21 protein-coding genes and 1 pseudogene are annotated in these 18623 nt (G+C 62.4%); 10 read left to right on the top strand and 12 right to left on the bottom strand.

Annotation, left to right across the window (positions count from 1 at the left end):
• Positions 1 to 28: 28 nt before the first annotated feature.
• A complete protein-coding gene (locus DFR51_RS14905) occupies positions 29 to 871 on the bottom strand; it encodes a hypothetical protein (RefSeq protein ID WP_197723641.1) in 843 nt (280 codons plus the stop codon).
• A gap of 97 nt (positions 872 to 968) precedes the next feature.
• Here DFR51_RS14905 and DFR51_RS14900 point away from each other — a divergent pair, with 97 nt between their 5' ends.
• Genes DFR51_RS14900 through DFR51_RS14885 form a run of 4 tightly spaced genes read left to right on the top strand, consistent with a single transcriptional unit; the run spans position 969 to position 5152 of the window.
• Positions 969 to 2549, top strand: a complete 1581-nt coding sequence (locus DFR51_RS14900; protein ID WP_160119265.1) for a class I adenylate-forming enzyme family protein — start codon at positions 969 to 971, stop codon at positions 2547 to 2549.
• Positions 2550 to 2589: 40 nt separating this feature from the next.
• The gene (locus tag DFR51_RS14895; protein WP_121052647.1) at positions 2590 to 3396 is read left to right on the top strand and encodes an enoyl-CoA hydratase/isomerase family protein; all 807 of its coding nucleotides are present in this window, start codon (positions 2590 to 2592) and stop codon (positions 3394 to 3396) included.
• Positions 3393 to 4139 carry an SDR family NAD(P)-dependent oxidoreductase gene (locus DFR51_RS14890; RefSeq protein ID WP_121052645.1) on the top strand — a complete coding sequence of 249 codons (747 nt, stop codon included), beginning with the start codon at positions 3393 to 3395 and terminating at the stop codon, positions 4137 to 4139. The genes DFR51_RS14895 and DFR51_RS14890 overlap by 4 nt, the downstream gene beginning before the upstream one ends.
• Entirely contained in the window at positions 4136 to 5152 is a 1017-nt protein-coding gene (locus tag DFR51_RS14885; protein WP_121052643.1) for an amidohydrolase family protein, read from the top strand. The genes DFR51_RS14890 and DFR51_RS14885 overlap by 4 nt, the downstream gene beginning before the upstream one ends.
• Here DFR51_RS14885 and DFR51_RS14880 read toward each other — a convergent pair.
• Both DFR51_RS14880 and DFR51_RS14875 read right to left on the bottom strand, forming a co-directional pair.
• Positions 5149 to 5916: an IclR family transcriptional regulator gene (locus tag DFR51_RS14880; RefSeq protein WP_121052641.1), complete on the bottom strand. Its 768-nt coding sequence runs from the start codon at positions 5914 to 5916 to the stop codon at positions 5149 to 5151. The two genes, DFR51_RS14885 and DFR51_RS14880, sit on opposite strands and share 4 nt — an antisense overlap.
• A gap of 24 nt (positions 5917 to 5940) precedes the next feature.
• A complete protein-coding gene (locus tag DFR51_RS14875) occupies positions 5941 to 7104 on the bottom strand; it encodes an acyl-CoA dehydrogenase family protein (RefSeq protein WP_121052639.1) in 1164 nt (387 codons plus the stop codon).
• 228 nt (positions 7105 to 7332) lie between these two features.
• Between DFR51_RS14875 and DFR51_RS14870 the strand changes: the two genes are divergently transcribed.
• From DFR51_RS14870 to DFR51_RS14860, 3 genes are all read left to right on the top strand, one after another.
• Entirely contained in the window at positions 7333 to 8508 is a 1176-nt protein-coding gene (locus DFR51_RS14870; protein ID WP_121052637.1) for a thiolase C-terminal domain-containing protein, read from the top strand.
• On the top strand, positions 8505 to 8945 hold the full coding sequence (locus DFR51_RS14865) for a Zn-ribbon domain-containing OB-fold protein (protein ID WP_121052635.1): 441 nt from the start codon (positions 8505 to 8507) through the stop codon (positions 8943 to 8945). The genes DFR51_RS14870 and DFR51_RS14865 overlap by 4 nt, the downstream gene beginning before the upstream one ends.
• 98 nt (positions 8946 to 9043) lie before the next feature.
• Positions 9044 to 10204 carry an aromatic ring-hydroxylating oxygenase subunit alpha gene (locus DFR51_RS14860; protein ID WP_121052633.1) on the top strand — a complete coding sequence of 387 codons (1161 nt, stop codon included), beginning with the start codon at positions 9044 to 9046 and terminating at the stop codon, positions 10202 to 10204.
• Positions 10205 to 10400: 196 nt separating this feature from the next.
• Here DFR51_RS14860 and DFR51_RS14855 read toward each other — a convergent pair whose 3' ends face one another.
• From DFR51_RS14855 to DFR51_RS14830, 6 genes and pseudogenes are all read right to left on the bottom strand, one after another.
• Positions 10401 to 10748 (bottom strand): hypothetical protein, encoded by a 348-nt coding sequence (locus DFR51_RS14855; protein WP_121052631.1) that lies wholly within the window; start codon positions 10746 to 10748, stop codon positions 10401 to 10403.
• 211 nt (positions 10749 to 10959) lie between these two features.
• The gene (locus tag DFR51_RS14850; RefSeq protein WP_121052628.1) at positions 10960 to 11220 is read right to left on the bottom strand and encodes a hypothetical protein; all 261 of its coding nucleotides are present in this window, start codon (positions 11218 to 11220) and stop codon (positions 10960 to 10962) included.
• Between the two features lie 26 nt (positions 11221 to 11246).
• Positions 11247 to 11622 (bottom strand): annotated as a pseudogene (locus tag DFR51_RS14845) (transposase); the annotation flags it as partial.
• A 295-nt stretch (positions 11623 to 11917) separates the two neighbouring features.
• A complete protein-coding gene (locus DFR51_RS14840) occupies positions 11918 to 12373 on the bottom strand; it encodes a MarR family winged helix-turn-helix transcriptional regulator (protein ID WP_121052626.1) in 456 nt (151 codons plus the stop codon).
• Between the two features lie 3 nt (positions 12374 to 12376).
• Positions 12377 to 13624: an MFS transporter gene (locus tag DFR51_RS14835; protein WP_121052624.1), complete on the bottom strand. Its 1248-nt coding sequence runs from the start codon at positions 13622 to 13624 to the stop codon at positions 12377 to 12379.
• Complete coding sequence (locus tag DFR51_RS14830; protein WP_160119266.1) at positions 13624 to 14160, bottom strand: VOC family protein; 537 nt, start codon at positions 14158 to 14160, stop codon at positions 13624 to 13626. The genes DFR51_RS14835 and DFR51_RS14830 overlap by 1 nt, the downstream gene beginning before the upstream one ends.
• Before the next feature lie 104 nt (positions 14161 to 14264).
• Between DFR51_RS14830 and DFR51_RS14825 the strand changes: the two genes are divergently transcribed.
• Genes DFR51_RS14825 through DFR51_RS14815 form a run of 3 tightly spaced genes read left to right on the top strand, consistent with a single transcriptional unit; the run spans position 14265 to position 16420 of the window.
• Entirely contained in the window at positions 14265 to 14651 is a 387-nt protein-coding gene (locus DFR51_RS14825; protein WP_121052620.1) for a limonene-1,2-epoxide hydrolase family protein, read from the top strand.
• 3 nt (positions 14652 to 14654) lie between these two features.
• Positions 14655 to 15431 (top strand): SDR family oxidoreductase, encoded by a 777-nt coding sequence (locus DFR51_RS14820; RefSeq protein ID WP_121052617.1) that lies wholly within the window; start codon positions 14655 to 14657, stop codon positions 15429 to 15431.
• Complete coding sequence (locus DFR51_RS14815; protein WP_121052615.1) at positions 15428 to 16420, top strand: amidohydrolase family protein; 993 nt, start codon at positions 15428 to 15430, stop codon at positions 16418 to 16420. The genes DFR51_RS14820 and DFR51_RS14815 overlap by 4 nt, the downstream gene beginning before the upstream one ends.
• Before the next feature lie 5 nt (positions 16421 to 16425).
• Here the strand turns inward: DFR51_RS14815 and DFR51_RS14810 are convergent, their stop codons facing one another.
• The 3 genes from DFR51_RS14810 to DFR51_RS14800 are packed head-to-tail and all read right to left on the bottom strand — an operon-like array spanning position 16426 to position 18618.
• A complete protein-coding gene (locus tag DFR51_RS14810; RefSeq protein WP_121052613.1) occupies positions 16426 to 17181 on the bottom strand; it encodes an SDR family NAD(P)-dependent oxidoreductase in 756 nt (251 codons plus the stop codon).
• Entirely contained in the window at positions 17174 to 17881 is a 708-nt protein-coding gene (locus tag DFR51_RS14805) for a ThuA domain-containing protein (RefSeq protein ID WP_121052611.1), read from the bottom strand. The genes DFR51_RS14810 and DFR51_RS14805 overlap by 8 nt, the downstream gene beginning before the upstream one ends.
• The gene (locus DFR51_RS14800; RefSeq protein WP_121052609.1) at positions 17878 to 18618 is read right to left on the bottom strand and encodes an SDR family NAD(P)-dependent oxidoreductase; all 741 of its coding nucleotides are present in this window, start codon (positions 18616 to 18618) and stop codon (positions 17878 to 17880) included. The genes DFR51_RS14805 and DFR51_RS14800 overlap by 4 nt, the downstream gene beginning before the upstream one ends.
• Between the last annotated feature and the right edge of the window lie 5 nt (positions 18619 to 18623).

Genomic DNA, 18623 nt, shown 5'->3' with positions numbered 1-18623 from the left:
GCTGCCCGTCAGGATAGTGGTTCAGATTTCAGTCTGCCTTGCGGTTTACGAGCAGGCTCGCCGCTTCACGCGCGGCCATGCCAATCCGCACGCCGCACGCCAGCGCCAGTTCGTTCGCCGCGCTGATGATGCCGTCGCGGTATGTGCTCATGCCGTCGCCCAATCGCGCCAGCCGCGCATCCACCGTCGCACCGGCGATGCCTGCAGCATTGACGATGGGCAGACCCGCCATGCCGGAATCATTGCGCCCACGGCCGCCATCCGAACAGATGAAGCCGAACGGACGCACCGTCTCGATATGCCGCGCGCCGCTGCGACCGGTGTGCCCCGCCGTCACCAGCACATTGCGTTTGTCCGCCTCGATACCAAAGACGATGGAATCCGTGACGATCACCTCGCGACCGTCCGGCCCCTGTTCAACGCTGGTGCGATTGGTCACCTGATACGCGCTCGGCAAACCCGGATCATTATCAAGCATGAGCCGCGCGGCGGTGCTGACCGCCATGCCGACCTCTACCCCGCAGTCACGCGCCGGTCGGTTAGCGAAGCTGACGACACCGTTCTCATAGGCATCCACGCCATCGCCCAGAATGATCGACATGACGTCTATCGCGGCGGCCGGCACGTTCAGCGCCTCATAATACCAAACCCCGGCCATTCCCGCGCCTTCCGGCCCCACCCCGCCATCGAAGCCGAGCACTGCACGGGGCGCATGATCCATCGCCAGCCGGGCAGGCAGAACGCCAATGTACGAGGCTGTCACCATGACATCCGAGCCGCGATTAACCTCGGTAATGTCGGCAGCACTATCGACCGCTATGACCGCCCCACGCGCGGTCCGGACCATTTCGTACTGCAAATCGGCGCTCAAATCCACCTCCAAATATATTTTGCCGTGTCAGATTTTATATGTATCATGGCGTAATTGCAAACACAACATGACTGCCAAGGGGCAAATGGGAGTGAGAATGAGCATGTCATCGGGCGCAATTCTGGATCAACCCGGCTTGCTCTTCACCGACATGATCCGGATCAACGCCGCACGTTTCCGGGATAAACCCGCCGTGATCTGCGGCGAGAACCAGCTCAGCTGGACAGACTTTCACCGCCGCACCAACGTGGTCGGCAACGCGCTGATCGACCTTGGCCTGAAGAAGGGTGACAAGGTTTGCCTCGTCATGAACAGCTCGATCCTGATGTTCGAGCTGATCTGGGGCACGGTGAAGGCCGGCGGCGTGATCGTCCCGCTCAATCGCATGATGTCGGCGGACGGCCTTGCCGCGACCATCAACAATTGCGACGCGCGCTTCCTGTTCGCCGACGCAGACGCGACGCAAAGCGTCGACGCGGTGCGCGGCGAACTCGGCAAGGTTGATGCGGACGGCTTCTTTGTGGTGGGTGGAGAGGCGCCAGGCTGGCGCATCGCGGAACCTATCCTTGCGACCGGATCGGAGCAGGAACCCGATGTCGGCCTGACGATGGCCGACCCCATGAACATCATCTACTCATCTGGTTCAACCGGCGCACCGAAGGGCATCGAGCACAGCCAGCTTGCGCGCCACATCTACACGCTGGGTTTCGGTCCAGGGCTTGAGATGACGCGGTTTTCCGTGCCGCTCTGCTCCACGCCGCTCTACACCAACGGCACGTGGATCACGATGCTGCCGGCGGTATATCTTGGCGGCACCACCGTACTGATGAAGAAGTTTTCGGCGGACGCCTTTCTCCAGACGGTCCAGGATCACGGCTGCACGCACGCCTTCGCGGTGCCGACGCAGTTCATCGTGCTCGTCGAGTCCGGCGTCGTTGGCAACTACGATACGTCTTCGCTCAAGGTGCTGATGAGCGGCGGGCAGGCCATCGCATCGACGACTGTCGATCTTCTGCAGGAACAGCTTCCGCACGTCCGACTCTATGAATGCTACGGCATCACCGAAGGCTTCAGCACGCTCGCATCGCCCGAGGACAAGGCGCTGCCCGGCAAGGGCAAGACCGTCGGCCTCGCTCTCTTCGGGGGCGAACTCGTCATTCTCGACGATGACGGAAATGTGCTGCCTCCGGGCGAAGTCGGAGATATCGCCGGATACGGTCCGGCGCTGATGACGGGGTATTACAACAATCCCGAGGCAACCGCCAAAATGACGTGGCACGACCACAGAGGCCGAACGTTTCTGCGCTCCGGCGATCTCGGGCGCATGGACGAAGATGGCTATCTGTATATCGCAGGCCGCGTGAAGGACATGATTAAGTCCGGAGGCATCAACGTCTACGCGTCCGATATCGAGGACGTGTTCATGCGCCACCCGGCTGTGGCCGAGGTCGCGGCCATCGGCATCCCGCACGAGCGCTGGGTGGAAACGCCGCTGCTGCTCGCAATCAAGCGCGAAGGGCATGACATCAGCGAAGAGGAATTGCGCGAATGGGGCAATCCCCAGCTCGGGCACTGGCAGCGCGTTTCGCGCGTCGAGTTCCGCGAGACGTTCCCGCGCGCGACCCACGACAAGATTCTCAAGCGCGCACTTCGCGATCCCTACTGGCCGCAATCCTGATTATTTGCGGCCGCCTCCCAGCCTCCGACAAGGACAAACAATGGCCTATCAGTATCCTGAATATGAATCGCTGAAACTCGACCGTCCTGCCGACCGCATCCTGCGCATCACTATGTCGCGCGGGAAAATGAACGCGATGGATTTCGACATGCATCACGCCATTTCCGAGATCTGGAGGCATGTCGAGGAAGATCCCGACACCAGCGTGGCGATCCTGACCGGCGAAGGTCGCGCATTCTCCGCCGGCGGCGATTTCGCGCTGGAAGATGCGGTCATCAACGACTTCGACTGGAAGGCCCGCATGTGGAAGGACGGACGCAATCTCGTCCTCAACATGCTCAATTTCTCAAAGCCGCTCGTCTCGGCGATCAACGGCGCGGCGGCGGGCGGCGGTCTTGCGGCGGCGATCCTTTCCGACGTTACGATCATGGCGCGTTCGGCAAAGCTGGCCGATGGCCACGTCCGCCTTGGCGTCGCGGCGGGCGATCATGCAGCGATCATCTGGCCGCTGCTTTGCGGCATGGCCCGCACCAAATATTATCTTATGTCGGGCAAGGCACTGACCGCCGAGGAAGCCGAGCGCATCGGCCTCATCACCATGTGTGTCGACGATGACAAGTTGCAGGAAACCGCACTCGAAGTCGCGCTCGATCTGGCGCAGGCTGCGCCATCGGCAATTCGCTGGACCAAGCATTCGCTCAACAACTGGATGCGCATGGCATGGCCGGTGTTCGAAACCAGCCTCGCGCTCGAGATGCTTGGTTTCGCGGGGCCAGAAGTGAAGGAAGGCCTTGCCGCACACCTCGAGAAGCGTCCGCCCTCCTTCAACCCGAACACCCCGCTGTGAGCCTCGACCTCGCAAAGGCGTTCGACTTCACCGGCAAGGTTGCGCTGGTGGTGGGCGGAACGACAGGGATCGGCAACGGCATTGCATGCGCACTGCGCGATGCCGGCGCGGAAACTCACATCTGGGGCAGGCGCTCCAGCCCAGCTGATTACGCGGGTGAAGATGGCGATCTTGCCGGCCTCGCTTATGGCCAGATGGACGCGGCAAATTCGGATGCGGTCATGGCGTATGAAGCGCCGTTCGACAGGCTCGATGTGCTCGTCTGCTCACAGGGGCTGGCACTGTATCAAAGGCAGGAATTCGATCTCGATTCCTTCCGCAAGGTCGTTGACGTCAATCTCAACAGCCTGATGAACTGCGCATCCCGATTTCGCGAGATGCTGGCCGCGGTGGGCGGATCGGTGATCTTCATCAATTCGGTGGGCGCATTCCGGCCGACACGCGGCAACCCTGCCTATGCCGCCTCGAAAGCAGGCGCACTCGGCCTTACGCGCGTGCTCGCTCAGGCGTGGGCGCGGGAAGGCATCCGCGTCAACGCCGTCGCGCCGGGCCTGGTTGACACGCGGCTGACCAAGGTGACGGTCGACGATCCGGACCGCCTCGCCGCGCGGCTGAAGGGCATTCCGGCCAACCGGCTCGGCACGCCCGACGACATGGCGGGAGCCGCGTTGTTCCTTGCCTCGCCGCTCGCGAGTTACATCCATGGCCAAACGCTTGTCGTCGATGGCGGACGCATGCTTTGAGAGCATCCTCGCCTCAGGATCTCGACAACTGGCTGGCACTCACGCCGCCCGAACCGATCCTTGCTCCCGACCTGCCGATCATCGATCCGCATCATCACCTCTGGGATCGCGGCGGCCACACCTATCTGGCCGCCGCGTTGCTGGCAGATCTCGATTGCGGGCACAGGATCGTTGCGACGGGCTATGTCGAATGCCTGTCGGGCTACCGGCCGGACGGCCCGATGGAACTGCGCCCCATCGGTGAAACCGATTTCGTTGTCGAGACATTGCACAAGCCGCTGTCCGGCGCGGCTGGCCCCATCGCGGCTGCGGCTGCCATCGTTGGTTATGCCGATCTAACGCTGGGCGCAGGCGTGGAGCCTGTACTCGCCGCGCATATCGCCGCCGCGCCGGAGCGATTTCGCGGTGTGCGCCACGCCACCGCCTGGCACGAAAGCGAAAAGCTCCACGGCGCCTATCCGACGCGGGCACATATGCTGAACGAGCCGGCGGTGCGCGACGGCATTGCCACGCTTGGCCGCATGGGTCTGACATTCGATGTCTGGACCTATTTCACGCAATTGGACGAGGTCGCCGCCGCAGCGGATGCCTGCCCCGACACGATCTTCGTCCTCGATCATCTGGGCGGCGTGATCGGCATCGGCCCCTACAAGGATCAGCGCGCGGAGGTGTTCGCGGCGTGGTCTAGCGCGCTGAATGATCTCGCGCAGCGCCCCAATGTCAGGGTGAAGCTCGGCGGGCTTGGCATGGCGCTGGCAGGGTTCGGATTCCGCAAACAGCCAACGCCGCCGGGATCACGGAAACTTGCCGCCGCCTGGGCACCGTATATCGAGACTGCGATCACAGCATTTGGCCACGACAGGGCGATGTTCGAAAGCAATTATCCAGTGGACCGTGTTTCAGGTAACTACCGCACCATCTGGAATGCCTTCAAGCATATCGCAGCCAGCGCAAACCACACCGAAAAGGCGGCCCTGTTCTACAAGACGGCAGCGGAAACCTACAGGATTTAGAACAGGATATCGCGCAGTTCGCGGCTCAGCGATGCTAGATCTTCGCCCAGCGCCTTGCGCGCCTCCGCATCGAATTCGCTACGGAAGGCAAGGCTGGTGACGGCGTAACGCGCGACACTCCCACGGTCGAGAACGGGGGCTGATATCGTGACGAGACCACTTGCAAAATGGCCATCGTCGATGGCGTATCCGAGCGCGCGCGCGTCTTCCATCTCGGCCCAGTAGCTGTCGAAGCTGATCGGCCTTGCCCAGCGCAATTCCGAGAATGCGCGCTTGAGCGCGGCTTCATCCAGACCGAGATAAGGGCCGAGTGCACGGCCAGCCGACCCCATCAGCAAGGGCAATCGCTGACCGACCCGGCAATGAACGCGGAAATCGGACGCGATCGGTTCGACCAGAACCGCCACGATCCGATCAGGATCAACGCGCTGCCACAGGCAGACAGTAAGGCGATACGTATCGGCCAGTTGTCGCAGCAAGGGCCGCGCGGCCTGGAGCCCGGCATCCTGCGGCAGGTTCCGCGCGAGCTTGGCGAGGCCGTGACCGGCGGAATAGCTCTTCGTGACCGGATCGAAATCGATCACCCGCTCACCCAGCAAGGTGCGCAGGATGTTGAAGCAGGTGCTCGGGTTGATCGACAAGGCCCGGGACACAGTGGTTGCGGTGTGAGGCCCCGGCGTATCGGCAAGGTGACGCAGTATCGCAACCGCATTCACCACCGGACGAACGACGATACCGGTCGGCCGGCGTTCCTCCGTGCTCATCGCGCCGCCACCGCCCGGCGCATATCAGGCGCGGCGCTGGTCGAACCGGCGTCCAACCATGGCCGATGCGATATTGACCTTCTGGATATCGATCGCGCCACCGGCGATCCCCCAACCCCAGGCATCGCGAAGCCGCCGCTCCATCGCAAACTCGCTCGAATAGCCATAAGCGCCCATCAACTGCATCGCATCGCCGGTCACTTCCCGCGAAATCGAGTTCGCGTAGCATTTGGCCAGCGATGAATCCAGAATGCTGGGATGCCCATTGGCCGCATTGGCTGCCGCGCGATGGATTAGAAGACGGGCGGCCTCCACCTTCATCTTCATCTCGGCCAGGCGAATCTGAACCGCCTGGAATTCAACCAGCGCACGGCCGAACTGCTTGCGCTCCTGAACATACTCCAGCACGTCCTCAAGCGCCGCAGCCGCCTGCGCCAACGACATTGTAGCATTGCCACAGCGTTCCAGATCGAACGCTTCCATCAGCTTGGAAAAACCGCCGGCAGGAACCACCATATTGTCCAGCGGAACGCGCACGTCCTCCAGATAGATGTCGCTCGACGGCACGCCGCGGAAGCCCATCAGCGTTTCAGGTTGACCGAAGCTGAGGCCCGGCGTGTCCTTTTCCACATAAACGGCGCCAATGCCCTTCGCGCCCGGCGCATCGGAAAGACGGCAGTAGACAAGGTAAGCGTCGGCATGGCCACCGCCGGAGCACCAGCGCTTTGCGCCATTCAGCACGACAGTATCGCCCTCGATTGTGCCGCGCGTGCGTAGATCGGTAAGCGCGGTTCCGGCTTCCGCTTCGGACATGGAAATCGCAATAATAGCCTCACCGCGACAGACTGGCGGTATCGCCCGCTGTTTCAGCGTTTCGGAGCCGAAGCGCTCGATTGCCTTCACCGGCCCTGCGCACGCTTCGAATACCGGAAACGCGACCGCGCCGGAAATCTTGGCGAATTCCTCCACCACCAGCAGCGCCTCAAGATTGGAGAGGCCCAACCCGCCATAGGCCGGATCGACATTGATCCCCAGAAAGCCAAGGCCTCCGTACCGCTTCACCATCTCATGCGGCACGGGCTGGTTCGTCTTTTCGAGTTCCTGCGCAAGTGTCGGCAGCGTTTCGCGTGCGAAGCGACGTGCGGCTTCCTGCAGTTCCACCTGCTGTTCGTTGAGCTGGAAATCCATGACACTCTCCTGACCCTGCGCATGCCGAGCATGCATCGACGTCTTTGTGCATCAACGCATACGAATCGACAAATAATTTATTCTGAATATAGTTTATTATTCTTGTATCAGAATAATTCTGGCGTTTTCTCCAAGAATTCAGGATGAAAATTCTTATATCAGAATTATTTTTTTACAGTGTAAAAATCGACTCACGGAGAGTAAATTGATCGGCAGGAGAATCGCTGAATGAACGACCGCACCATGCGCCGTAGCGCCGCGATCGCCGGACTTGGCTACACGCCTTATTACAAGCGTGGGCAATCGCTTCCCCAGACGCTGGACGAATTGGTGGGCAAGTCCATCCTGGCCGCTGTGGAAGATGCAGGCCTTTCCATTCGCGATGTCGATGGCTTCGCCTATTTCGCAGGCGGCTTCGACACACCAATGCTGATGGAGATGCTAGGCATTCCCGAAGTGCGCTTCACCGCGTCACTGACCGGAACCGGAGGCGGATCGGCAGGCGCGGTCGGGCTTGCCGCCGCAGCCGTCCATGCGGGCCTTGCCAAGACGATCGTTTGCGTTGGCGGAAACCAGCAGGGTGCGCAGCGGTTCGGCGCGATCACCTCGTCCTATCCGCTGACACCCGAGAACGCGTTCTTCGGCACCAGCGGTCTTGTTGGCCCCGGCCACATGTTCGCATTGCTGGCGCGCCGACACATGCATCTCTACGGCACGACCCGCGACCATTTCGCCGATGTCGCGATGACGATCCGCAATCATGCTCTGGCGAATCCGGATGCGATCATGCGCACGCCACTCACGCGTGACGCCTATTTCGCCGCGCCGCTTTTGGCAGACCCGCATTGCCTGTTCGACTTTTGCCTGGAGACCGACTGCGCTGTCGCCGTCGTCGTCACCAGCAGCGAGCGCGCCCGCGATTTGCGCCAGCGGCCGGTAAACATCCTGGCGAGCGCGCAGGGCGGATCGCGGGATTGGGGGCGCTCCATCTACTGGATGAACATGCCGGACGAAACCTTCGCTTCATCCGGGCACGCATCGGTGGCGCGCGATCTTTACGCTGCCGCCGGTATCGGACCGTCCGACGTCGACACTCTGCAGGTTTACGATCATTTCTCCTCGCAGGTCATCATGCAGATCGAGGATTATGGTTTCTGCGCCAAGGGCGAAGGCGGACCTTTCGTTTCCAGCGGCGCGATCGGCCTTGGCGGGAACTTGCCGACCAATACCGATGGCGGCCAGCTTTCCGCCGGTTATGCCTGGGGGATGACGCATGTGCGCGAGGCCGTGGAACAGCTGCGCGGAACCGCAGTGAACCAGGTGCCGGACGCTGCCGTCGCGCTGGTTACCGGTGGCCCTTCCGTCATCCCCGTGAGCGGCCTGTTGCTGGAGCGCGCGCCATGAGCCTGATCGCCAAACGTCCGCCGCTGCCGCTGGCGGAGATCGAGACCAATGTCTGGACCTTGCCGTTTTGGCAAGCCGCCGCGCGTCACCAATTCGTCGCGTCACGCTGCAGCGATTGCGGCACATTCCGCATGCCGCCGACCCCGTTCTGCCCCACCTGTCAGTCTCAAGAGATCGATTGGGTAAAACTGCCTGGGACCGGCTCGGTATACAGCTACACCATCGTCTCACGCGCGATCTTTCCAGGCATGGAAGAATCGCTTCCCTACGTGCCGGCGATCATCACGCTGGACGGCGCTGATGGCGTCCGACTCATCAGCAACGTTGTGGAAAGCGCGATAGACGCGATCACCATCGACGCACGCGTCTCAGTCATTTGGCAGGACTTGCCCGATGGTCAATCTTTGCCGCAATTTCAAATAATTTCAGATAGATAAACACAAAACGACGTAGCATCCACCAACAATTACGCGCTTGATTATATGTCGATATCGATATAATTTGCAGGCTGTCACGCGAGAATTGGAGAGACGTTGTGCGCAGCACTTCCCGTGAAATTGATCTGGCGCGCAGGGCCATCGCCCATCTGGATTCCCGAACGACTGATCAGGCACCAGCCACGCTGCCGCTGTCGCTGGAGAGCTATGCCGATCCGGAACTTTTCAAGCGTCAATTCGACGCCATCTTCATGCGCAGGCCGCAAGGTCTGCTGCTGTCGGTTGAGCTGCCGGAGGCCGGAAGCTATGTCGCGCGCACGATCCTCGGCAAGCCGCTGCTGATGGTTCGCGGCAAGGACGGCGTGGTTCGCATCTTCCTCAATGTCTGTCGCCATCGCGGCGCGAAGCTTTGCGAGGATGCGTCCGGCAAGACGCCGCGCTTTGTCTGCCCGTATCACGCATGGTCTTATGACCGCGAGGGCCGGCTGGTCGGCATGTATGGCAAGGACAGCTTCGGTGACATCGACCCTGCCGATATGAGCCTGACCGCCCTGCCTTGTGCCGAGCGCGCGGGTATCGTCTGGGGCGTCCTGACGCCGGGCGCGGAGTTTGATATCGACGAATGGCTGGGGGATTTCGCCCCCGAACTCGAAACTCTGGACCTCAACAACTGGCATCTGTTCGATCAGCGGGAGATCCCCGGGCCGGGGTGGAAGGTCACGATGGACGGTTATCTGGAAGCCTACCATCACGACAATGTGCACGCGAACACGCTGGCCCTGCATACCATCGGCAATCTGCTGGTCCACGATACCTTCGGCCCGCACCAGCGCCTGACGATGGCCCGGCGTAACCTCGGAGAGCTGAAGGAACTACCCGAAAGCGAATGGCAGCCACTCGCCTACCTGCGCCTGATCCACTCGATCTTCCCCAACATGTCGCTGTCCGGTATCCTCGGTGACCACTGCCTGGTCAGTCAAATCCTGCCCGGCGCAAATGCCGGTGAAACGATGACGCGCCAGACCATCCTTTCTGCGAAAAAGCCCGAAACGCCGGAAGACCATGCCCGATCGGTCGCCTTCAGTGAGATGGCCAAGCTTGCGGTGCATGGAGAGGATTATCCGATCGGGTTCGGCATTCAGTCCGGGCTGGATTCCGGTGCGAACACGGCATTCACGATCGGTCGCAATGAGCCGGCCATCCAGCACTATCATCGCATGGTGCAGCGCATGACAAACGGCGTGGCGCTTGCCGATTAAGAGGCCAGGACAAAAGTAGTGGCCTGACGGCGCGGCGCGCTGAAGCACTTGTGGCACCGCCCCTCCTTCCCATGGGCCGGTGGCGTTTCCATATCAAAGTCTGGCTGCAGCCTCGGCGACGCAGGCGGATTCGTGCTCTTCGATCGTGCAGAAGCGATTGCGGAAGCGGTCGAACCCCATTTCCAGGCGCCCGCGATCAATTGTTCGGCGCGCCGGCCACAATCCAGTTGCGGATCAGCGCAATCTTGTCTGCGGGCAACGGCGCACCGCCAAGCGGCATGCGCGTTCCCGAACCGCCGGCCTTCACATGCGTTCCTTCCAACTTGTGCAGCAGATAGCTGCGCTCGGGAACAGAAGGCTGAATGCGCACCATCGGGGAAACTGTCGATTTCGCGCCGACCAATGCGGCGTAAGCCTTGGCAGGCACGAGCGACATTTTGCCCGGTTCGGCGCCCGACATATGGCATGCCACGCACCGCGTCTTGAGGATCGGCACAACATCCCTGGCAAAGCTGGGCGCGACGTCCTCGGCCGATACCGGCATGCCGATACACGCCGCGAGGACCGCAATGATCGGCGCCAGTCTCAACGTCGCACCTCGGCCGCTGCGCCAAGCCCGGCAAGATACCGCTTCGACCAACTCATGACATTTCGCAGAACTTCAATTATCCACTCGCGCCGGGACCCGTCGTTGGCATGTCTTTGGTCGTAGAGCAGCAGCCCCCTAATCTTGGCCGTTCGATGCCGTGCACGCCTCATATCGACACTTTGTGATCGCCTTCGCCGCGCACGAAGCCCTGCTCCAGACACCAGCGACGGGTCAGGCCAGCGCCGGTGTCGTTCGAGTAGGCCCGCCCGTTCGGCCGAAACCGCAAGAATGACGGCCATGCTTCCGGAACGGGGTGGTTTGTCACAACATGCACCAGCATCTTTCCGCCGTCCCGGATGTTCGTGGGCTTCTTGACCGCATAATATTCGCCGCAGTCGCCGGTCTTCTCCAGGACAGCCTGTCTCACTGTATGGCGGGTCTCCGGGCGTAGCGCAGGCCGTTGCGATTCTCCATCATGACGTGGCCGATATGGCGAAGCCTGGCCGGCTGGCCGTCGCCCTTCTTGTACAGCCGAGCCTCGGGATCGGTCGTGCTGGCATGCGTCTCGTTGGAGCGTCTCTCCTTGTGGAAGTTGCGTGTCGCGTTGCGGCCCGGCCCCTCAGGGTCATCGTCGCTCCCATCCTTGCGGCGGAAGCTCTTGGTCGATGCCCACGCCTCGATCAGCGTGCCGTCCACTGAGAAATGATCGCTCGAGATCCGCCGCTTCACATTCGGTTGCGCCAGAACGGCGCAGGAACTTCGCCGCTATCTCTCCCGAAAGCAGTCGCTCCCGGTTGGTGGTGAAGCTCGAATGATCCCAGACCGCCTCAACAGCCTGCTAGAACCGCTTTTGCCGGAATCGGATTGTCGTTCGCTAGGACAACCTCCTGGGCAATCACGCTAGCGCCTCCCGTCGGGAATATTTGTTGCCGGACGACACTTATCTCGCGAGGCCCGTCTGGAAGAGATGGGATACCCGAGGTTACTGATCTGCGCTTCTACAAGGTGTTCAGCACGTTCCGACAGGCGGCGATGGCCGCGGAGCTGCGACTGCGAGCCCGGCAGGGCACTGCCATCGCAAAAAATGGCTGCGGGCCTGCAATAAAGGGCATCCCGCCCGTGACTTAGCGCATGGCTTCAAGCGCTTGGTCGACTCGCTTCAGCGCGGCGCGCACCGTTTCAACCTCGTCGTCCCCGATCGCCTGCAGCAACGTATCGGTGACGCGGCGGCTGAGCGCATTGGCCTGGTTCGCGATGTCGCGCCCGTGATCGGTGAGTTCGGCGATGACGATGCGAGAATCCTGGGAACCTGCCGTGCGCGTGAGATAGCCGAGCTTTTCGAGGCGCTTGATCTGGTGCGAAATCGTCGACTGCGGCAGCGCCATGATGCGCACGATCTCGCCGGCTGACATTGGCCCGCGTTCAAGCAGCGCGACCAGCATTCGCGACGTGACCAGATCGACCCCCCAATCCTGGAAATAAGGGTTGCAGATGCGCAGCATGTGCGCGTTGATCCGGTGCATCATGAACGACACACGGTTCAGGATCGGCTGAGCATCTGAATCGAGCGGTTCAGCCATGGGTTACGCGCTTTCTGGTTGAGCTGATTGGTTTTCAGGCGTGAAATTAGGGTAGCGGCCCAGCATCGGCAAGAGCAGCGCGGCGACCACAAATAGCGCAGCGGCAACGCTGAAGCTAAGGTCATAAGAGCCCGTTTTCTCGCGCAGGAACGCGAACATCCCCGGCGCAACAGCGCTCCCCGTGGCGAGCGCGGCGTAGAGCAATGCGTAAATCTTTGAAAACTGAGTAAGACCGAAATAGCGCGCGGTGAGAAAGGCGAGCAGATCAAGCTCTGCACCCGCTGTGAGGCCCAAGACCGCGCATGCGGCAAGAAGAAGCGCCGTGTCCGTAGTCTGCTGCAGGACGAGGCAGGCGATTGCCGAGAGCAGCAGCAACACGCAGGCAACCGCAGGCGCCCAGATGCGATCGATCACGATGCCCACCGCAATGCGGCCGGGGATCATCGCAATGCCGATCATACCCACGATGGCCGATGCCGACGCTGCGCTCAGTCCGCGGTCGGTAAGCGCCGGGATCAAGCCGGTTAGCAACCCCGAGATCGCAAGATAGCCCGCGAGGATCGAGAGGCCCAGAAGCCAGAAGCGATAATGGCTGACCGCTTCGCCGACCTTGACCCCGACGTGCGCGACTGCATCGCTGCCAGACACTCCATCGCTGCCGCTCCTGAGCCACAGGAAGACGAGCGGCAATGCGAGCACGAGCGGCAGCAGCGCGACACCGCGAAGCGCATGTCGCCATCCGCTTGCCTCGACAAGCGCGGTCACCATGCTCGGCAGCGCGAGCGCGGCAAACGCCGTTCCGACGAGCGCCAGCCCGAGCGCGGTGCCGCGCGCCTTATCGAAGCTCCCTGCGATCGCCCGCGACCAGAGCACCGGGTTTGTCCCTGCGCCAAGGATCGCCGCGAGCGCGAAGCCCGCATAGAACATACTGATCGTGTTCGCGCTCGCCGCAACGAAAAGGCCTGCCGACACGCCAAAGAACGAGGGCAGCGCCACCGCACGGGTTCCGAATTTTTCGATCATCCAGCCGGTGACGGGCGCCGACAGCGCGCCGACCCCCGAGCTGAACAGGATCGCGAACTGAATATCGGAACGCGCCCACCCCATCGCATCCTCAATGGGCCGCGTGAGCGCGCCGATCGCATAATAAGGCAGCGCAATTGCGCTGCACCCGACACCGACGGCACACGCAATCAGCAGACGCCAGCCTCCGAGCAATTCGTCGATCCCGCCCGCAGGCATCCGGCTCATCAATATTCGATCACCAGCTGGCGCCCGTCCCACCTGGCGGCGGCATCGGCGATCGTGTCATAAAAATCGAAGAGGCTTTGATTGACACGGTAAATCTCGATCATGTGGCCTATCTGCTGCCGGCAATCGACATAGGATGCACCCCGGCCTTCGGCGGTGACGATATCGGTGGTCACCGCGCATCCCTGCGCGGCATAATGCGCGACCATCGCGTCATGATCTTCCGGAAACAGCGCGACGTGGTGAATGCCCTCCTCTCCGCCCTTGTACATATCCCGAAATGTCGACGGCGTATCGCAATGCTGGACGATGAGTTCGATCTGCACCGGCCCGGCTTGCGCGTGCGCCGCGCTGATGTGGAGTTCGGACGGCGCACCGCGATAGTGCACGCTGCCGAGTGCGATGTTGCGGCGCACGATAAACGGCCCGATGCCGAACAGGCGATGCCAGCGCATGATCGCCTCATCCAGATCGCCCACATGATAGGCGTTCTGAACGAAGCGCTGCCGCGCCGCGCTGCTGAAAGGCCAATTCACCTCACCACCCCGCATTTATATCGAAATCGATGCTTCACAAAGCCGGTCGTTGATGTCAAGCAGCGAGTCTAGGGTGTGAGCTCCCTTCGAAAGGACCGCGAACGATGAGCAATACCGACGTGGTGATGGCGTTCTGCAATGCGTGGACGGGGCCGGACGTCAACAGCGCGCTCACCATGCTTTCGGACGATATTTTTTATCACAACATTCCGATGCAGCCGCTGAGCGGAAAGGCGGATGTTTCCGCCTATCTGCTCGGCGCCGCTGCCTTCGAAGACTGCCGTTGGGATGTGCTCCACATCGCGGAGGCCGGGGAGTATGTCCTGACTGAGCGAGTGGATCGCATGAAGGTCGCAGGGCACGACATCGTTCTGCCGGTGATGGGAACATTTCGCGTGCGGGACGGGCTCATTTGCGAATGGCGCGATTATTTCGATCTCGCGTCGTACCAGGCGCAATGGCCGGCCGGTATCGGCGGCGGCGGAGCCTGATCGATGCGACTAGGGCTGGAGGGGCGTACAGCGCTCGTGATGGCGGGAAGCCAAGGCATCGGACTTGCCGCTGCCGAGGGCTTTCGCGCCGCGGGTGCGAATGTCGCGATCTGCGCGCGTTCTCAGGCGGGACTTGATGCCGCCGCCGCGCGTATGCCCAGATGCCTCGCTTTGCAGGCCGACGTTCTCATCGCGGAAGATATTGAGCGGACGGTTGCCCGCGTTGCCGAACATTTCGGCACCATCGACATCCTCGTCAACAACGCTGGCGGGCCGCCCGCAGGGCTTTTCGAAAGTCTGAGTGACGACGACTGGCACCGCGCAGCCGACCTCACGCTCATGTCCGCGATCCGGGCCACGCGCGCAGTGCTTCCGATGATGCGGGCGCGGCGCTGGGGCCGCGTGGTCAACGTATCGTCTTACGGCGTGAAGCAGCCGGTTCCCGGCCTCACGCTTTCGAACAGCATCCGCATGGCCGTCCTCGGCTGGGCCAAGACGCTTGCGGCCCAGGTCGCAGCCGACAACATCCTCGTCAACACCGTTTGCCCGGGCTGGACGCGCACCGCGCGGGTCGAGAGCCTCGTCTCGCAGCAATCGGGGACGAGCGGACGTAGCGCCGACGATATCGAGGCGGATATCGCGCGCCAGATCCCGCTTGGCCGCATTGGCGAGGCGGAGGAGATCGCGAACCTGATCGTGTTCCTGGGATCTGAAGCTGCAAGCTACATCACAGGCACCGCGATCGCGGTGGATGGCGGGATAACGCAGGGTTACGCATGAGCATTCACGACGCGAAGGTAATCGACATTCACGCACACGCGGTTCTGGAGGAGACCTTCGGAACGGCAGGCGCTTATGGCCCCGAGCTTTACGACGACGCCGACGGAACCCCGATTTTCCGCATCGGCGGCTATCGCCTTCGCGGCGTGCGCTATCGCGGCAGCCCGTTCATGGACCCGGACCTTCGTATCGCGGCGATGGACCGGTCGGGGATCGACTGGCAATTGCTGTCGCCCAATCCGCTCACCTATTTCCATTACATTCCCGCCGCCGAGGCGACATCGTTCTGCCGCCGCCACAACGATGCGCTCGCTGCTCTTGTCGCTCGCTATCCGGATCGGCTCGGTGCCGCCGCGGCTCTTCCTATGCAGGACATCGATGCGGCGATCGCGGAGCTCAGGCGCGCGGTTGGCGAGCTTGGCATGCGCGCAGCCTATATCGGAACCGATGGCATCCGTGGCCTCGACGACCCCGAGATGGACGCCTTCTACGAAGCCGTGACAGCGCTCGACGTGCCGCTGTTCCTCCACCCGGCACCCGCCGGGATCGACGGCCCGAAGGCAAGCGCGGCCATGTCGCGCTACGAACTCGACATCACCACCGGCTTCACGATGCAGGAAACGCTTGCGCTCGCCACACTTGTGTACGGCGGCGTACTGCACAGGCATCCGACACTCGACATCTGCATCAGCCATGGCGGCGGCGCAATCGCGCTGCTCTGGGGACGGCTTGAACATGCCGCGCACAAGCGGCGCTGGGCGCCCGACCACCTGAAAGCGGACGGCGCGTTTGCCGCTGAGCTCCAGCGCATCTGGTATGACATCCACGTGCACGACGACCGCGCGGTCGACTTGCTCGTCGAGCGCGTCGGCACGGAGCGCCTCGTTTACGGCACGAACTTTTCAGGCTGGGATGCGCCCGAGCGCTTCGAAAGCCCGCGCTGCGACGCTCCGCTTGCCGACAACGCGCGGCGGCTCCTCAGAGCCTGAACGCTTCAGGCCTGCGTGACACCGAGGCCGAGGCCGCCATCAACATCAAGAATGGCGCCCGTCACCCACTCGGCCCGGATCAGATAATCGATGGCCTCCGCAATGTCCGCACCCGTGCCTGCATGCGCGATGGCCTGCATCGGCAGCATGGCCGTCTGGCGCGCTGCAGCTTCGTCTGCGGACATGAGGCCCGCGCGCACGTTGATCTCGGTGACGACCCCGCCCGGGATCACGCAATTGACTCGGATGCCGCGCGGCCCGAGTTCGGCGCCGAGAACCTGTGTCAGCGTTTGCACCGCCGCCTTTGTCGCCGCGTAGGGCGAGGCACCCGGGAAGCTGCGCCGCGTGTGCGAAGAGCCCATAAAGATCACCGCGCCGCCGCTTGCCTCCAGATGCGGAACAGCAAGCCCGGTCAGCATCATCGCGCCAACGACATTGGTATGGAATATCTCGAGCAGCTTCGCCTCTTCGAGTTTCTCGATTGGGCCGCGGTACATGTTGCCGGCATTGTTGACCAACGCATCCAGTCGGCCGCTATGCGCGAGCGCCGCCGCGATCATCGCCTCGCGGTCCGCCGCAACGCTGACATCTCCCGCGACCCAGGCGCAGCCCATCGCTTCAGCGGCCGCTTTCACCTTGTCGGCCCTGCGGCCGCTTATCGTGACACGCGCACCCTCTGCCACAAGATGGCGTGCCGTCGCCTCGCCGAGCCCCGATCCACCGCCGGTGATCAGCACGCTCATGCCCTTCGGATCACGCATCCTCACCCTCCCCTGTCGCTCGAACACGCAGCCACGCAAGCAGGCCCATGATCAGCGCTGCATGTCCGGGCGCGGTCAGCGAACGCGCATCGTGGCCGAGCGCATCGACCGCCACTCGCCCCGCCCCTTCACGCCGCACCCACGCAACCGGCTGCGCCCCTTCGCCGACATCGCCGTTCGCAAGGACTGTGCAGTCGGTTGAAGGGTCCAGACGATGATACACCTCGTCAACCAGCGCGAAGTGGGACGGCCCATTGCTGTAGCGGCGTCCCTCCGCCGTAAGTTCGACGACCGCATCGCCAAGCGGCGGATGATACGAGCGTTCCCAGGACCAACCGCCGCCCATCAGCCGGATCCAGTCCGGCTGCGTGTCCCAGCAGATGGTTCCTGTGTGCATGACGAGAAGCGCACCGCCGCGCACCACGAAATTGCGAAGTGCGGCCATGTGCGTGTCCGGGAGTACATAAGCCCACCTCTCGCGGTGCGGCGCGTATCGTTCGTACTGCGTCATCCCCCAGTAGAGGGCATTCACAACGAGCAGGTCGACCTCTGCGAGACGCGCGATGGCGGCGTCGATATCCTCTTCAACGACTAGAGCGAAGCCCGACATTTCAGCATAGCCGGAGAGGACGGACGTCGTCTCCGCGAACGGATGGCTATAGCCGCCCGAATAGATGAGCGCGGAAGGCTTAGCCCTCATTCCCGTGGCAGGTTTCGCAGCACGGCGTGGCTCACCCCTCCATCGATGACGAGATCGTGCCCGGTGATATATCCCGCGCCCTCGCCATCCAGAAAGAGTACCGCGTTGGCGATGTCGGCAGGCGTGCCGAGACGGCCCAGCGGCACACCGGCACTGCGCGCCGCGCGCACTTTCGGATCGGCATAGATCGGGGCGGACATGCCGCCAACGATGAAGCCGGGCGCAATGCTGTTGAAGCGCAGTCCCTGATCGCCATATTCGAGCGCGAACTGCTTGATCAGCTGTTTGACGCCGCATTTCGCGGCCGGATAGGCGCCCGATCCCGGCCCCGGCCCATAGGCATTGATCGACGTAAGCCCGATCACGTGACCACTTCCCCTGGGCGCCATGCGCCGCACGGCCTCGCGCGTCACGATATAGACGCCGACGAGATTGATCTCGATGACCTTGCGAAAATCGGCAACTGTCTGGTCCGCGAGCTTTCCGAAGCGAACGATTCCTGCGTTGTTGACGACGAGATCGGGCGCACCCTCCAGCCTGTCGAACGCTGCTGCCACCGCAGCCTCGTCCGTCACGTCAGCAGGCATTGCGACAGCGTTCGGATATGGTGCGCATGCCGTCGCGACCGCTTGCGGGTCAACGTCGAGAATGCCGACACGGTAGCCGTTTTCGGCAAGAAGGCGCACGATTTCCGCGCCAATCCCCGCCGCGCCACCCGTTACAACCGCAGTTTTCATGTGTT

The sequence above is a fragment of the Sphingosinicella microcystinivorans genome (assembly GCF_003634215.1).
Classification (GTDB): Bacteria; Pseudomonadota; Alphaproteobacteria; order Sphingomonadales; family Sphingomonadaceae; genus Sphingosinicella; species Sphingosinicella microcystinivorans.
The sequence above is the reverse complement of the archived record's forward strand: the minus strand, read 5'-3'. Positions and strand labels throughout refer to the sequence as shown.

What these genes read in the sequence shown, in the direction of transcription:
- DFR51_RS14855 (WP_121052631.1), bottom strand. Translation starts at nt 10,748, where the DNA reads ATGCCGGTATCGGCCGAGGACGTCGCGCCCAGCTTTGCCAGGGATGTT.
- DFR51_RS14810 (WP_121052613.1), bottom strand. Translation starts at nt 17,181, where the DNA reads ATGCGTGATCCGAAGGGCATGAGCGTGCTGATCACCGGCGGTGGATCG.
- DFR51_RS14835 (WP_121052624.1), bottom strand. Translation starts at nt 13,624, where the DNA reads ATGAGCCGGATGCCTGCGGGCGGGATCGACGAATTGCTCGGAGGCTGG.
- DFR51_RS14895 (WP_121052647.1), top strand. Translation starts at nt 2,590, where the DNA reads ATGGCCTATCAGTATCCTGAATATGAATCGCTGAAACTCGACCGTCCT.
- DFR51_RS14825 (WP_121052620.1), top strand. Translation starts at nt 14,265, where the DNA reads ATGAGCAATACCGACGTGGTGATGGCGTTCTGCAATGCGTGGACGGGG.
- DFR51_RS14870 (WP_121052637.1), top strand. Translation starts at nt 7,333, where the DNA reads ATGAACGACCGCACCATGCGCCGTAGCGCCGCGATCGCCGGACTTGGC.
- DFR51_RS14815 (WP_121052615.1), top strand. Translation starts at nt 15,428, where the DNA reads ATGAGCATTCACGACGCGAAGGTAATCGACATTCACGCACACGCGGTT.
- DFR51_RS14800 (WP_121052609.1), bottom strand. Translation starts at nt 18,618, where the DNA reads ATGAAAACTGCGGTTGTAACGGGTGGCGCGGCGGGGATTGGCGCGGAA.
- DFR51_RS14820 (WP_121052617.1), top strand. Translation starts at nt 14,655, where the DNA reads ATGCGACTAGGGCTGGAGGGGCGTACAGCGCTCGTGATGGCGGGAAGC.
- DFR51_RS14900 (WP_160119265.1), top strand. Translation starts at nt 969, where the DNA reads ATGAGCATGTCATCGGGCGCAATTCTGGATCAACCCGGCTTGCTCTTC.
- DFR51_RS14840 (WP_121052626.1), bottom strand. Translation starts at nt 12,373, where the DNA reads ATGGCTGAACCGCTCGATTCAGATGCTCAGCCGATCCTGAACCGTGTG.
- DFR51_RS14875 (WP_121052639.1), bottom strand. Translation starts at nt 7,104, where the DNA reads ATGGATTTCCAGCTCAACGAACAGCAGGTGGAACTGCAGGAAGCCGCA.
- DFR51_RS14805 (WP_121052611.1), bottom strand. Translation starts at nt 17,881, where the DNA reads ATGAGGGCTAAGCCTTCCGCGCTCATCTATTCGGGCGGCTATAGCCAT.
- DFR51_RS14865 (WP_121052635.1), top strand. Translation starts at nt 8,505, where the DNA reads ATGAGCCTGATCGCCAAACGTCCGCCGCTGCCGCTGGCGGAGATCGAG.
- DFR51_RS14880 (WP_121052641.1), bottom strand. Translation starts at nt 5,916, where the DNA reads ATGAGCACGGAGGAACGCCGGCCGACCGGTATCGTCGTTCGTCCGGTG.